We start from the raw sequence: 15,473 nt of genomic DNA, 5'->3' as shown, positions 1-15,473 counted from the left end.
CCACTCTCCGTGTTATTCGGAAAATTGTCAGTTGTTTGCGCCGAATTCGTCGTCCAAGATGTCGAATAATTCGGCATCGGACTCGAATTGCAGGTCGTTATCGATATCGGAAATGTCCGCAGGAATACCTGCGAGAAAATCGTGCAGGGTTGCGCTCAATAAGCGCAGGCGATCTTCTACCCGACTTGCCATTTTCCTATCCATTGCGACGGCGGCAAGTAGTGACTCGACTTTCGCGATTTCCTCGTTGAGGCTATGAACTGATTCGCAAGTAGTTGTTTCGGTTAACTGCGTGCGCAGGAATTGGGCGAGAGCGGTGGGGTTGGGGTGGTCGAAAATGAGCGTCGTGGGTAGTTTGAGGCCGGTGGTTTGTGTGAGTCGATTACGTAGTTCGATCGCGCCCAGGGAGTCCAGTCCAATTTCGTTGAAAGCCTGGATGGGGTCGATGGCCTCGGGACCGGAATAGTTAAGGGCGGTGGCGACGTGAGAGCGGACTTCGCTGAGCAGCAGGGCGTCCCATTCGCTTTGGGGTATTTCGGTGAGACGTTGGGCCAGTGTGGCGGCGGCTTGGGCGCGTTTCGCGGGCATGCGGATCAGCCCACGAAATAATGGGGGGAGTATTCCGGCGTGGGCTTGGGCACGCAGCGCGTTGGTGTCCAGAAGGGCAGGTACCAGCACAGGTTCGGGGCGACCGCAGGCCAGGTCGAAGAGTTGCAGGCCTTCGTCGGTAGCCATCGCTGCCAGGCCCATACGTTGCATGCGGGCGTGATCGACCTGGTCGAGTTGGCCAGTCAGGCCGCTAGCTTGACGCCATAGCCCCCAGGCCAGTGAGACGGCTGCGAGCCCGTGGCGGCGTCGGTGTTGGGCCAAGGCGTCCAGGAATGCGTTTGCGGCGGCGTAGTTGGCTTGTCCGGGACTACCGAGCACCCCGGCGGCCGAGGAGAACAGCACAAACGCGGACAAGTCCAGGTCTTGGGTGAGTTCATGCAGCAGCACCGCGGCGTCAATCTTGGGCCGCAGCACCTGTTCGACCTGTTCACGACCCAAAGCCTCGATCACCCCGTCGGATAGCACCCCGGCGGCATGGATCACCGCACCCAGCGGGTGCTCGACCGGGATCGATTGCAGCAGCGCGGACAACTGGTCAGGGTCGGCGGTGTCACAGGCGGCGAACTCGACCTGGCAACCATGCCCAGCCAGTTCAGCGCGCAGCTCCCGGGCCCCATCAGCGGCCGCACCGCGGCGGCTGACCAGCAGCAGATGCTCGCAGTGGTGGTGGGTCGCGAGATGACGCGCCAGCGCCATGCCTAACACACCGGTGCCCCCGGTGATCAACACCGTGGCTTGTGGATCAAACACCGGCGCCGCACCCGGTTTGGTCGAGTGTGCCGGTACTTGTGCCAGCCGCGGGGCCAACACCGCCCCGCTGCGAATGGCCAGCCGCGGTTCTTGACGCAACGACAATGCCGCCGCCAAAGCCTGGCGGGAAGCCGGGCTGTCATCAACATCAATGTGGGCAAACCGGCCGGGATGCTCGCAGGCCGCACTGCGCAGCAAGCCATCGATGGGCGCGGCGGCCAACTCGGGCGTTTCGTCGCCGGAAACCGTTAGCGCGGCCTGAGTGACAAACACCAGTCGGGTGTCGAGCAGTTCCGGCTGACTCAGCCAGGCCTGCACCAAACGCAGGGTGTGATACAAGCCCGTCCGTGCCGCCTTACCTAGGGCACCTGATTGATCGTCGGTGGTTACCGCTGCGGCGGTGAGCACGATCTCAGGTGCAGCACCACCGGCACGGATCTCGTCGACCAACGCGGCTATGGACGGGTAACGCCCTACCTCGCCTGCGATGATCCCGCCGAGGTCGAACGCCGTGTTGCCCTCGAGCAATGCCAGCTGTCGGGGTAGTGCCTCGTCGGTGTGGATGGGTGTCCAACCCACGACGTGCAAGGGTTCCCGCCGGGTCGCGCTGCGCGCCAGTTGGGTGGCGTCGATGGGACGCACCGCAAGTGCGTCAACTCCGAGCATCGGCGTCCCGGATTGGTCGACCGCGTGCAGTCGCAGCCCCGTATGGGTGGGGTGTAGGGCTACTCGGAGCACCGAGGCTCCGCGCCCGGGCAGCCTTACTCCGTTCCAGGCGAACGGCAACGGTACTTGACCCGGTGGATACTGCTCACCGAGCAGTTCGGTGGCCACGTGTAGGGCGGCGTCGAACAGGGCCGGGTGCAACCCGAAGTCGGTGGCCTCATCGATTTGATCGCTATCCAAGGCGATTTCGGCGAACCACTCGTCATCGCGGCGCCAGATCGCGCGCACACCCTGGAAGGCCGGGCCGTAGTGAAACCCGGCTGTCGCCAAACGGTCATAAAGCGAGTCGGCCGGCACCGCCACCGCGCCCTCTGGCGGCCACGCCATCGACAGCCGCGCAAACCCCGCGCCGTTTCCACTATCGCCGGCGCCCAACGTACCGGTGGCGTGCTGAACCCACTGGCCCTGTTGAGCGCCTCGATCGGCGACGTTCTCAGGGCGGGAGTAAATGCTGAGTTGGCGCCGGTTTTCCTCGTCGGGCTCACCCAGCAGAAGCTGCAGCTGCATCGCAGCATGTTCGGGGACCAGGGGTGCTTGCAGCACCAGTTCCTCGAGGCAGTCCAACCCGACGTGACCGCCAGCCACCAAGGCCAGCTCCGCAAGAGCGGCGCCGGGCAACAACACGGTATCGAAGACCGCGTGATCGGCCAGCCATGCATGGGTCTGCGCCGAGAGCCGTCCGCTAAACAACCAGCCCCGCTCATCACCGAGGCTCACTCCGGCCCGCAGGAAAGGATGGTCCACCTCCACCAGCCCCACTGAGGACACGTCTCCGGCACCGGTGGTCCGCGCATCCAGCCAATACCGCTGGCGCTGAAAGGCGTACGTCGGCAAATCCACCCTCCGCGGCCGATGGGCAGCAAATACCGCTGCCCAGTCCACTGCCACCCCGTGCACATGAGCCTCGGCCAGTGAGGTGATAAACCGCTGCCAGTCGCCTTCGTCGCGGCGCATCGAGCCCAGCACCGCCACCGAGGCGCGATCCTCGCAATGGGCTTCGGCGGTTTCGCTGATCGCCACGGTCAGCACCGGGTGGGGACCCATCTCGATGAAGCTGCGTGCACCCTCCGCCAGCAGGGCGGCGGTGGCGCGCTCGAATTCCACGCGCTGGCGCAGATTGCGATACCAATAGCCGCCATCAAGGGTGTCGGTAGGGATCTGGGTGCCGGTCACCGTGGAGTAAAACGGGATCTCGCCGACCCGGGGGGTGATCGACGATAGCTGGCCGATCAGCCGGTCCTGAACGGCTTCAACATGGCTGGAATGGGAGGCGTAGTCCACTGGGATCAGCCGCGCAAAAATGCCTTCGCCGGCGCAGCCCGTGACGAACTCTTGCACGGCAGCCGGGTCTCCGGTAACCACCGTAGAGATCGGGCTGTTATGGGCGGCCACCGCGATCTGTCCATCCCAGCGCGTGAGCCGATCAACGACTTGGTCTATCGGTAGCCCAACCGAGGCCATACCACCGGTGCCGGCCAGCTCGACGATGGCCTGGCTACGTGCGGTTACCACGCGCGCTGCATCAGCCAAGCTCAACCCGCCAGCCACATAGGCGGCGGCGATCTCGCCTTGGGAATGCCCGATCACCATGTCAGGCTGCACCCCGCAGGAGCGCCATAACGCCGCGATCGACACCATCACGGCAAACAACGCTGGTTGGACCACATCGACACGGGTCAGCGCAGATTCGGCCACCCCACCGCGCAACACCGCATCCAGCGACCAATCCACGTACGGGGCCAGCGCGTCAGCGCAGGCCCTCAGCTGCGTGGCAAACACCGGTGCGGAGTCCAACAACTCCACGGCCATGGATTGCCACTGCCCGCCCTGGCCGGGGAACACGAACGTGGTCTTACCTGCAAGCACCCGACCAGTTACCACGCTGGCGCTCTGCTGCCCGTCGGCTAACGCCGCCAACCCCGCCACCAACTCGCCATGGTCGGCGCCAATCACCGCGCCGCGGTACTCCAACCCACTACGACGAGTGGCCAACGAAAACCCCACATCAGCCACAGCCAGGTCGGGGTGATCGGCCAGATAGGCACCCAAACGGCCAGCCTGGGCGGCCAATGCCTGGTCTGACTTACCCGAGACCACCCACGGCACCACCGGCCACGCCGACGCGGCACCCGAATCACCACCGTGACCCGGCACCGACTCAGCAGGAGCTTCCTCCAAGATCACATGCGCGTTAGTCCCTGAAACCCCGAACGAGGACACCCCCGCCCGCCGCGGGCGCCCATCCTGCACCGTCCAGTCCCGCTGCTCGGTCAACAACTCCACCGCACCCGAAGCCCAATCCACATGCGGAGAGGGCGCATCCACATGCAGCGACCGAGGCATCACCTGATGGCGCATGGCCTGGATCATCTTGATCACCCCGGCTACCCCCGCGGCGGCCTGAGTGTGTCCCATATTCGACTTGACCGAGCCCAACCACAACGGGCGATCAGCAGGCCGATCCTGCCCATAAGTGGCTAGCAGCGCTTGGGCCTCAATCGGATCACCCAGCGTGGTGCCGGTTCCATGAGCCTCGACCACATCCACCTCGGCAGCACGCACCTCAGCATTGGCCAACGCCGCCCGAATCACCCGCTGCTGAGAAGGCCCATTAGGCGCAGTCAAGCCGTTGGAAGCCCCGTCCTGATTTACCGCCGAACCGCGCACCACCGCCAACACCGAATGCCCCAACCGGCGAGCATCCGAGAGCCGCTCGACCACGACCACACCAACACCCTCACCCCACCCAGTGCCATCGGCAGCCGCAGCAAACGACTTACACCGGCCGTCAACAGCCACCCCCCGCTGCCGAGAAAACTCCACAAACGTCGTCGGGGTCGCCATCACCGTCACGCCACCAGCCAACGCCAAATCGCATTCACCCGAACGCAACGCCTGCACTGCCAAATGCAACGCCACCAACGACGACGAACACGCCGTATCTACCGACACCGCCGGACCCTGCAGACCCAACACATATGCCACCCGACCCGAGATCACGCTGCCAGCGCTGCCGCTACCCAAGTACCCTTCGACCCCGGATGCGCCACCGGTGCCGAACAATCGAGCGCCATAGTCGTGATACATCACTCCGGTGAACACGCCAGTGGCCGAACCCGCCAACGCCAACGGATCAATCCCGGCGTGTTCCAGCGCCTCCCACGACACCTCCAATATCAACCGCTGCTGAGGGTCCATCGCCAACGCCTCACGCGGACTGATCCCGAAGAACTCCGCATCAAAATCAGCGGCCTCATACAAAAACCCACCCGAACAGGTATAAGACTTCCCCACCGCATCCGGATCAGGATCAAACAACCCCTCCACATCCCAACCGCGATCGGTCGGGAAACTCGACACCACATCCCGACCGCCAAGCACCGCCTCCCACAACGCATCCCCAGAAGCCAGCCCACCCGGATAGCGACACCCCATGCCCACAATCGCCACCGGCTCGAATGACGAGGTAAGAAGTCGATTCAACCGATCGTTCTCGATGAGAGTGCGTCGAAGCGCTTCTTTAACCTTGTCGAATTGTTCGTTCATTGCTTCCTCTGACCCTTAACCTTGTTGAGCTGTGAACTTCGTTAGAGCCACGTCGACCAGATCTTCGAGGCTCATATCCGCAAGGCCGGAGGCACTTTCACGCTCGTCAAGCTGATCCGAGTTATCCATTGCTAGCTTTTGCAATAGGTCCACGACATTGGCCTGTGCAAGCCGTTTGGCTGGAATCGACATGACTAGTTCTTGCACCTGTCTGACATAGTCGTCATTCCCGCCGCCGATGGGCTCCGATCCACCAAGCTGGTATGCCAAATAGCTGGCAACATCGCGGGGGGTGGGGTAGTCGAAGACCAAGGTGGGGGTCAACGACAGTCCGGTCGCTGTTTTCAACCGGTTCCGCAGTTCAACTGCCGTCAATGAATCGAAGCCGAGTCCCTGGAACGCTTGGTCGGGATTGATTTCACTGGACTTTTTGTGTCCCAAAGCAATAGCGATCTGTGTGCATACCAACTCGGTCAACATCTTGCGTTGTTGCTCAGGGGTTAGGCCATGCAGACGTTGGGTCAGCGCCGACTGGGACGCTGAGCTGCCGCCCTCGACCGTGCGCCGCCGCGGACTCCCGATCAACTCGTTGAACAACGGCGGCAACCCAGCATTGAAGCTGGGGTCATGCAGCATACGACGGTCAAACCGCCCCGCAACCACCGCGGGATGGTCGGCCACCATTGCGGCATCAAACATTTCGATTGCCTGCTCAGCGGTCAGGGCCACCATGCCGGTGCGATTCATCCGGGCCACGTCACGGCTACTGAGGTGACTGGTCATTGTGCTGGACCGTTCCCACAGTCCCCACGCCAACGACGTCGCCGTCAACCCATCAGCACGACGCTGGGAAGCCAAAGCGTCCAAAAACGCATTCGCCGCTGCGTAATTGCCCTGTCCTGGAGCACCCACCGTGCCAGCGATCGACGAGAACAACACAAACGCCGAAACACCCAAATTGCTTGTCAACTCATGCAGATTCCAGGCCGCATCCACCTTGGCCCGCAGTACCGTATCGACCCGGTCCGGGGTCAACGACGCGATCACTGCATCGTCAAGCACCCCCGCAGCGTGAATCACCCCCGTCAACGGATACTGCTGCGGTAGTCGAGCAAGCAACGCGGTCACTGCATCACGATCAGCCACATCACAGGCAACCACCTCAACTTGCACGCCGCGGGCAGCCAACTCAGCCACTATCTCCGCGCTACCACCAGCGCGATCACCACTGCGACTGACCAACAGCACATGCCGGACCCCGTAGTAATCGACCACGTGACGAGCCAACCAACCACCGGCCATGCCGGTCCCGCCGGTAATCAACACCGTGCCTGACGGATCCAATACGGACGACGGTTTCACCCCACCGTCATCGGCCACATCCAACACCGGGGCTATTGCCGATAACCGGGCCGCATAAACCTGTTGGGATCGCACTACCAGTTGCGGTTCCCCGCTCTGGGCCAACGCAGCCAGGTCCAAGCCGAGCATGCCGGAACCCCCAGAGTCAGTGATGATTTGACCGTCAACGATCGAAGCATCGGCATCCAGATCAACGAGGAGCACTCGACCGGGATGCTCACTTTGGGCGGAACGCACCATTCCCCAGGCCGCTGCCCCAGCCAGATCGCTGACGCGTTCACCAACCAACCCAACCGCACCCCGGGTCAGCACCACCAACACCTCGGCTCGATCAACAGTCAACCAAGCCTGCAACACGGCCAACAGCTGATGCGTCACCTCGTGCACCGCGGCCACTACATCGCTGTGGGTAGCCGGCACCTCCCACACCACCACATCGGCCTGAACCCCGCCAGCAGGATCAGCCTCGGATATTGGATCGACGGTCGATTGGTCGCGCCAAGCCACTATGTGCCCAGCCCGCCCCTCGGGCACGGTGATAGGCGCCCAGGTAAGCGCCATCAGTCCTGAATCATCCTGGGTGCCGGCAGCGCTGAGGGCGGCGTGAATTTGTTCAGGACTTGCCGGGCGAGTGAGCAGCGTTCCGGTAAGCACCAGCATCCCGCTGCTATCGCAGAGCTGGACATCAACAACGTTGCTCTGAGTGCGAGCCAAATGCACCCGCAACCGGGTAGCTCCCACCCCATGCAAACTGACCTGCTGCCACATGAACGGCAATTGCACGCCCTCATCACGGCTAGCGGCACCCTCAGCATCGGTGGTCAGCGCCCACGCATGCAATGCGGCGTCCAGCAAAGCGGGATGGATCCTCATCCCCGCTACATCAAGGTCTTCGGACACAGTGATCTCGGCGAACACGTCTGCGCCGCGTTTCCACAGCGCAGTCAAACCCTGAAACGCTGAACCGTAGTGATAGCCCAGATCCGCCAACCGGTCATACCCGCCAGCGATGTCCAGCACCTCGGCACCAGCCGGCGGCCATGCGGACAACTCTGAAGACATCAGCGGCGGTTCAACAGTCCCGACGGTCAGTACGCCTTTGGCATGCAGGATCCATTCCGAATCGGGTTGCCCCTCAGCGGAATACACTGCCACTGTCCGGCTGCCTGATTCACCGGCGCCGCCCACCACCACCTGCACGGGGACGCCGCTCTCGCTGATTGCCAAGGGCGCCATCAAGGTCAGTTCCTGGAGCACTGGGCAGTTGACTTCGTCACCGGCACGGATGGCCAATTCCACGAATCCAGCTCCGGGGAACAACATCACCCCGGCAATGCGGTGATCGGCCAACCACGGTTGAGTGCGAGGGGTCAGCAGGCCGGTGAGGATCACTCCTCCGGAATCGGGCTGGGTGATCACCGCACCCAACAACGCATGCGCGACAGCGGCCAACCCCACGTCGCCGACATCTCCCGCTCTTGACGTGCCGTCAAGCCAGAACCGACGCCGCTGGAATGCATAGGTGGGCAATGTGACTTGCTGAGCGGGGGTGTGGTCGAACACGGCGGACCAATCCAATGTGGCGCCAGCGATGAACAAGACAGCTGCGGCATGCAAGGCCGAACTGCCTTCGGGGCGTTGTTTACCCAACACCGGGACCACGACGACATCTTCGGGTGAAGCAAGGCTCTGCTCGACAGACGTGCTCAGCCCTGCGCCGGGACCGGCTTCAACGAACCGCGTCGCCCCCATCGACTCCAACAAACGCACACTGTCGGCGAAACGCACCGGCTGACGCACATGATCCACCCAGTACTGCGGTGAACCATATTCTGGTCCACCCAATGCCGCGGTAACGTTTGATACCACCGAGATCGTGGGTTCGCCCACGGTGATGCCCGATATGGCCGAGCCGAACTCATCAAGTATCGGTTCCACCAACGGTGAGTGGAACGCATGAGAAACCGCCAACTGATGCACCCGCCGACCACGCCCATGGAAGTCCTTGACGATGGGTGTTACTGCTTCCTGAGTGCCCGAAATCACCACTGATCCAGGGGCGTTGATGGCAGCGATACCCGCACCATCGACCAGCTGCGGTGTCACCTCGTCTTCAGTGGCCGCCACCGCGAACATCACCCCACCGGCGGGTAGTGACTGCATCAACCGGCCCCGCGCAGCCACCACCAACGCAGCATCAGATAGTGAAAGCACCTGCGCGGCATAGGCAGCGGCAATCTCCCCCACGGAATGGCCGAGCACGAAGTCTGGGCGGATCCCCCAGTGCCGCAATAGCTGCAACATGGCCACTTCCACGGCGAACAAAGCCGGCTGGGCGAACTCCGTGCTGTTGAGCAGCTCCTGGTTCTCGCCCCACAACACCGACCGTAAGGACATCCGTAGATGCTGATCAAGTTCGTCGACCACAGCATCGAAAGCCTTGGCGAACAACGGGAACTGAGCATGCAACTGCTGGCCCATCCCCAACCACTGCGCGCCCTGCCCCGGGAACACCAGCGCAGTCTTACCGGCGCCGCGAGCATATCCGGTCAGCACCGCCCCCGCTGGGCGACCCTGAGCCAGATCAGCCAACCCCGACAAAAGCTCTTCCCGACCGGTACCAACGACCACAGCCCGATGTTCGAACATCGACCGTTGCGCCAGAGACCACCCGACATCAAGCACGCCAAGGTCATCGTCAGCGCCCAGGTGTTCAGCTAGGCGCCCAGCCTGGGCGGCCAATGCCTGGTCTGACTTACCCGAGACCACCCACGGCACCACCGGCCACGCCGACGCGGCACCCGAATCACCACCGTGACCCGGCACCGACTCAGCAGGAGCTTCCTCCAAGATCACATGCGCGTTAGTCCCTGAAATCCCGAACGAGGACACCCCCGCCCGTCGTGGGCGCCCATCCTGCACCGTCCAGTCCCGCTGCTCGGTCAACAACTCCACCGCACCCGAAGCCCAATCCACATGCGGAGAGGGCGCATCCACATGCAGCGACCGAGGCATCACCTGATGGCGCATGGCCTGGATCATCTTGATCACCCCGGCTACCCCCGCGGCGGCCTGAGTGTGTCCCATATTCGACTTGACCGAGCCCAACCACAACGGGCGATCAGCAGGCCGATCCTGCCCATAGGTGGCCAAAATTGCGTGCGCCTCGATCGGATCACCCTTCAGGGTCCCGGTGCCATGGGCCTCCACCACGTCGACATCGGCCACCTCCAACCCGGCTGCGGTCAACGCCGAACGGATAACGCGTTCCTGAGCGCGCCCGTTGGGTGCGGTCAGCCTTTTGGAAGCCCCGTCTTGATTGATCGCGCTGCCACGAATCACCGCCAGGACCTGATGTCCAAGCCGTTGTGCGTCGGATAGTCGCTCTAATAACACCAAACCGGCACCCTCGGCAAAGCCGGTCCCGTCCGCGGCGGCGGCAAACGACTTGCACCGCCCATCCGGCGATAGTCCCCGCTTCCGCGAGAACTCCACGAGAGTGCTTGGGACGGCCATCACCATCACGCCGCCGGCCAGGGCCATCGAACATTCACCACCACGCAGGGACTGGCCAGCCTGATGGATGGCCACCAATGACGACGAACACGCCGTATCCACCGACACCGCAGGACCTTCCAAACCGAACGTAAAGGCGACCCGGCCCGAGACCACGCTGGCCTCGGTACCAACGGCCAGGCAGCCCTCGGCCTGATCCCCACCAATTTCCTCGTAATGCGAGGTCATCACGCCGGCGAAAACCCCGGTTTGGCTGCCGCGCAGAGAATGCGGATCAATGCCTGCCGATTCAAATGTCTCCCAGGCGATTTCCAGCATCAGCCGTTGTTGAGGATCCATCCCCAACGCTTCACGCGGCGAGATACCGAAGAACCCGGCATCGAAATCCGCTACCCCACTGAGAAACCCGCCACCGCGGGTGTATACACACCCCAGTCGATCCGGATCAGGATCATAGAGTCGACCAAGATCCCAGCCACGATCCGACGGCAACTCTGACACCACATCTCGTTCCTCAGAGACCATCCTCCACAAGCCATCCGGCGAGTCGACGCCACCCGGGAACCGGCACGCCATCCCCACCACAGCCAGCGGCTCAACCGTCGGGTGCGAAGCGCGACCTGGGCTGGGATCGCCAGCGCCCACGCAGGGACCAACAGATGCCACCCCGGTGTCCACAAGCTCTTGCATCAGAACGACGGCACCGCCGCGACATCGCCGGCCACGACACTCGAGCCGGACGCAACCGAACCGTCACCAAAGCAGCCCAACCCCTCGACGCCCCGGTCTGCCCACAAATCTCTTGGAAACAATTGCAACGTCACGGCTGACACTCCTTCCGTTCCTTGATGTCCGACCATCCAACGGGTTGCTCCAAAGAAACACGCCTGAACCAGCTGATGAACCGGGCACATCCCCGGGTGCATGCATGGCAGATGCCCCTAGGGCGTATGGGTATCTGCGGATACTAGCCCCATGGTTGCATTGGTGCACCTCGGCTTCCGGGGCGCTGACCGTTTGAGGTTGGTGATGGTGGCAGCGGGCGGCCCCAGTTCCGATGGCGATCGGGATGTTGTCGCAGCTCGGCGATGAAGCTGAGGTGCCCTGACGTTCAGCATATTTCGCATGAGAAGGGCGCTGTTGTGGTGACATGTCGCCCCGCTGGATGGTGGCGCTGAACATGCTCGCTATGCGCCCTCCGGGCAGACTTCCGTTGTCGAAAATGTGGACATTCGCTCTATTGCGTCACCTTGATTTCAAGGCTGAACCGGACCTTTCGTTGAGCCGCGGGGATTACCGGTGGGAAGGTTCTGGCTGGCGCCGTTGGTGTGGCGATCGCTCACCGTGGTGGTCATGATCAAACTCGTGGACGAGGCTCAGCCAAGGTGGCGTGAGAGTGCCGCATATGCAATGCTCGGAAACTCCAATAGTTCTGATCAACAGGGGCATTGGCGCGCTGTAGGCAAGCTACGCCCCTGCCCCGCCGAAGGTCGCGCAGCGCAGGGGGGCGATGCCATGGCCACTGGCCGGTGGTCGTCGTGGCTCGACTTGCTGCGCGCGGTCAGCCGTCGGTCACGTCTGCGCAGGTGCGGACCGAGCGTTGGTTCAGCGAGGTCTGGCCGCCCGACAAGTCGATCCTGCCACCGGGGTCTGCCATGTCGGGGTTCCAGCTGCCAGGCCGTGCTCGCGCTCACATTCGGCCAATCGTTTCTCGGTGTAGACGACGAAGGTTCGGTGCCGGGTGGTCCACGAAACTGTAAGGGGTGGAGCAACTGTGGGATACCGCGTGCCGAGAGTTGTCGATCGCCTGGCGACTTGCGTACGCAACCGTGAAACGGCGCGTACCTGTGGTGAGATCTGCTCGGTGGTCCAGGTGAACGAGGGCTTCTTGCCGTGGTCTTGCCGGCGTGCAGCGGGTCTTCCGTAGGCGCATCACGGTGCTATCTAGAGCGAAATCATCACTAGACGTTGACGATTGAAGAATATTGTGGATTGTTCGAGTTAAGGCATCAGCTATCGATCCGGCGCATCCGATCGTCCCCATAAGCGTCCGGCGAATATGTGCGACGCTTGCACCGGAGTCGTGTTTCGGGAGCCGGACGGTTGTTGTTCAAGAAACGCCGATCGGCGCGGCTGAAAGTGCCTTTCCGGTAACTCCATAACCGACCCAAGGTTCATCCGGAGATCGCTGTCGAGAGGGTGAATACAGTTCCGGTATGTAGGGTGACAATTGTGTTGATCGATGTTTGGATCGGCTGCTGAACGTGACTACCGATAAGGGCGGCCAACCAGTGGTTGCCGGTGCTTACGGCTCCCGGCTCCTTGGGGAAGCGGGGGTACTGCCAGAACGCCGATGGGTCCGCATCCGGACAATGTCGGCCGTGGCCATCCTGGGCATAAATCTGATCGGGATCGGCGTCATGCTCGTATTACTCACGCTAGCTGTTCCCGAGCCAAACATGCTCTCGGAGGCGCCCGCCTGGCTAAACTTAGGAGTCGGACCTGCCTACAATGCCATCGCGCTTGTGCTCGGCACCTGGTGGATTACCTCGTTCGCCAAGCGAGCCCTGCGTTGGTACATCGAGGGACGTCGCCCTAGCCGCGCCGAAGCTACCAACACGTTCCGCATTCCGTCGCGGGTTGCAGCCGTCAACTTCTTTCTGTGGGGCTTAGGAACGCTGACGATGACTAGCCTGTACGGGCTTGTTGACACCCGATTCGTCGCAAAATATCTTTTCTCGGTCAGCTTTTGCGGAGTCTTGGTGGCCACCGGCAGTTACCTACTTACCGAATTCTGGCTGCGGCCGATGACCGCTCAAGCTCTTGAAACAGGCCCCCCACCCCGACGGATCGTCTCGGGCATCATCGGTCGAACCATCGTGGTCTGGCTGCTCGGGTCCGGGGTCCCACTCATCGGTATCAGTCTGTTTGCGGTGTTCGAAATCGCGTTGTTGCACCTCACCGAGGTGGAATTCGCCGTGGGCGTATTGATTGCGTCCAGTGCAACCCTGGTCTTCGGGTTGTTGCTGATCGCTATCTCGGCGTGGCTGACGGCTACCCCGGTACGGGTCGTGCGGGCCGCACTCAAGCGCGTCGAACGAGGGGACCTACGGGGAGATGTTGTGGTCTTCGACGGCAGCGAACTCGGCGAGCTGCAGAGCGGCTTCAACTCCATGGTCGAGGGGCTGCGTGAGCGCGAACGCGTCCGCGACCTTTTCGGCCGCCACGTCGGACGCGAAGTTGCCGCGGCCGCGGAACGAAAGCCGCCGCAGCTGGGCGGCGAAGAGCGTTATGTCGCGGTTGTTTTCGTCGATATCATCGGCTCGACACAACTGGTGAGCGACCGGCCGGCCACAGACGTGGTGCAGTTGCTCAACCGATTTTTCGCGGTGATCGTCGATGAGGTGGAGCGTCACCGCGGCCTGGTCAACAAATTCGAAGGTGACGCCTCCCTGGCCATCTTCGGTGCGCCAAATCCACTCGAGTGCCCCGAAGTCGCGGCATTGAGCGCCGCACGGGCCATCGCCGGGCGACTCTGCACCGAGGTGCCGGAGTGCCGGGCGGGCATCGGCGTGGCCGCAGGACAAGTGGTCGCCGGCAATGTCGGCGCCAATGAGCGGTTCGAATACACCGTGATCGGTGGACCGGTGAACGAGGCGGCCCGGCTGTGTGAACTGGCCAAATCGTATTCCGCCCGCCTAGTGGCATCCTCGGAAACGGTAGCCGGCGCATCCGAAACCGAACGTGCCCATTGGAATTTGGCGGAGACGGTGACACTTCGCGGCCGCGACCGGCCGACCCGCCTGGCCATCCCCGCCAGCAACGGGCCACCTCCGTCTAGTCTGGCCCGGATCGGTTCATCCACATGATCCTTGCCCACGGTTTTGATCGGTGATAGTGCCAGTGGGATTGGATAGGTGGATGCCCGAGCCCTCCTAAACTCTATGCGGGCTTATTGCGCCGAAATCGTTCTGCGCTAGGACGTACTCGATGTGGTCGGCGATGGCGCAACTTGCTGGATGAAGGCCGCTGGCAACCATCATCGGACTGGACTGCCCGAAGTTCAGTTGACTCGGCGGGTGGGAACCTTAGGTCGTGGTTGCGCCTGAGCTGGAGCAGTTCGAAAGCTATTGGGGTAAGCCTTGTCGAGGGCAGGTTGACGGCGGCGTCGGTAGCAGATCGGCCCGATCCAGGTCGCCATCGTGAGTCGAGATTCGGTTCGAGTCGACCATCGTCGCCGGTCGAGCGCATACATGGGAGACCGGAAAAAGACGTCCCCTGCGTGCTGACCGCACGTACCGACATATCCCGTTGAACCCTCGCCAACCATATCGCCGTGAAGCGCTGATCCCAATAGTGAATGTAGTTCCGGCGCTCGCCGAATTGGCTGGGGGACTTGGGCTGAAATGTGGGTAGCACCCACGTTGATCGCCGGGCTAAGGTGCCGCGGGTACGTGCGGCGTCGTTTGACCACTATCTCGGGTGCAACCCGCGGACTGCGGCAGGGGCCGGGGCCTGCTGGCGTCGTGGCGAATTCTCCAAAACCGCGGTTTTCCTGTGTCTGTGCACGCTGTGGTGATCCTTGAAGCCGTAGTAGTGGCAAGCATCCCGCCACTAAGTCTGCGGTTTTCTCCATGGAGGATCTACGCACCGTCATCGCCGCCAACCACACCGCTGTAGCGTTGGAGAGGGCGAAAGCTACTAGCGGGCAACATGACTCGTTGATCGGCACGTGTAAACCGCGTCGTGATCAGAGGCCCACGATCTCACTGCGCACTGGGGGTTGCTTCGTCGGTTGGCGGCCGGTCGGATACGAAGGCCGCGAAAGATAATTAGTATCCCGTCGACACTGCAGTCGCTAACCGTTGCCAACTGCCCATGCAATGAACAGCGCTGTGACACTTGGTGTTCAGTTGATTGACAGCAGCCTTTTGTGAACTGCAGCTGAGTGTGTTCCAACCGCC

At 62.4% G+C, this 15,473-nt stretch carries 4 protein-coding genes; 1 reads left to right on the top strand and 3 read right to left on the bottom strand.

The window, feature by feature from the left end:
• Positions 1–27: 27 nt before the first annotated feature.
• From CCUG20998_RS18690 to CCUG20998_RS29000, 3 genes are read right to left on the bottom strand one after another with little or no spacing between them, the layout of a single operon-like run.
• The gene (locus CCUG20998_RS18690; protein WP_103654179.1) at positions 28–5,631 is read right to left on the bottom strand and encodes a type I polyketide synthase; all 5,604 of its coding nucleotides are present in this window, start codon (positions 5,629–5,631) and stop codon (positions 28–30) included.
• A gap of 15 nt (positions 5,632–5,646) precedes the next feature.
• A complete protein-coding gene (locus CCUG20998_RS18685) occupies positions 5,647–11,199 on the bottom strand; it encodes a type I polyketide synthase (RefSeq protein ID WP_172607197.1) in 5,553 nt (1,850 codons plus the stop codon).
• Positions 11,199–11,333, bottom strand: a complete 135-nt coding sequence (locus CCUG20998_RS29000; RefSeq protein ID WP_020730244.1) for a hypothetical protein — start codon at positions 11,331–11,333, stop codon at positions 11,199–11,201. Before CCUG20998_RS29000 ends, CCUG20998_RS18685 begins: the two co-directional genes overlap by 1 nt.
• A gap of 1,422 nt (positions 11,334–12,755) precedes the next feature.
• On the opposite strand from CCUG20998_RS29000, the gene CCUG20998_RS18680 reads away from it, so the two are divergent.
• Positions 12,756–14,378, top strand: coding sequence for an adenylate/guanylate cyclase domain-containing protein (locus CCUG20998_RS18680; RefSeq protein ID WP_116268027.1), 1,623 nt, complete (start codon positions 12,756–12,758; stop codon positions 14,376–14,378).
• The last annotated feature ends 1,095 nt before the right edge of the window (positions 14,379–15,473 follow it).

The sequence above is a fragment of the Mycobacterium marinum genome (genome assembly GCF_003391395.1).
Classification (GTDB): Bacteria; Actinomycetota; Actinomycetes; order Mycobacteriales; family Mycobacteriaceae; genus Mycobacterium; species Mycobacterium marinum.
The sequence above is the reverse complement of the archived record's forward strand: the minus strand, read 5'-3'. Positions and strand labels throughout refer to the sequence as shown.

Bases quoted from the DNA above. Each gene is read 5' to 3' on its own strand.
- CCUG20998_RS18685 (WP_172607197.1), bottom strand. From the start codon at position 11,199: ATGCAAGAGCTTGTGGACACCGGGGTGGCATCTGTTGGTCCCTGCGTG.
- CCUG20998_RS18690 (WP_103654179.1), bottom strand. From the start codon at position 5,631: ATGAACGAACAATTCGACAAGGTTAAAGAAGCGCTTCGACGCACTCTC.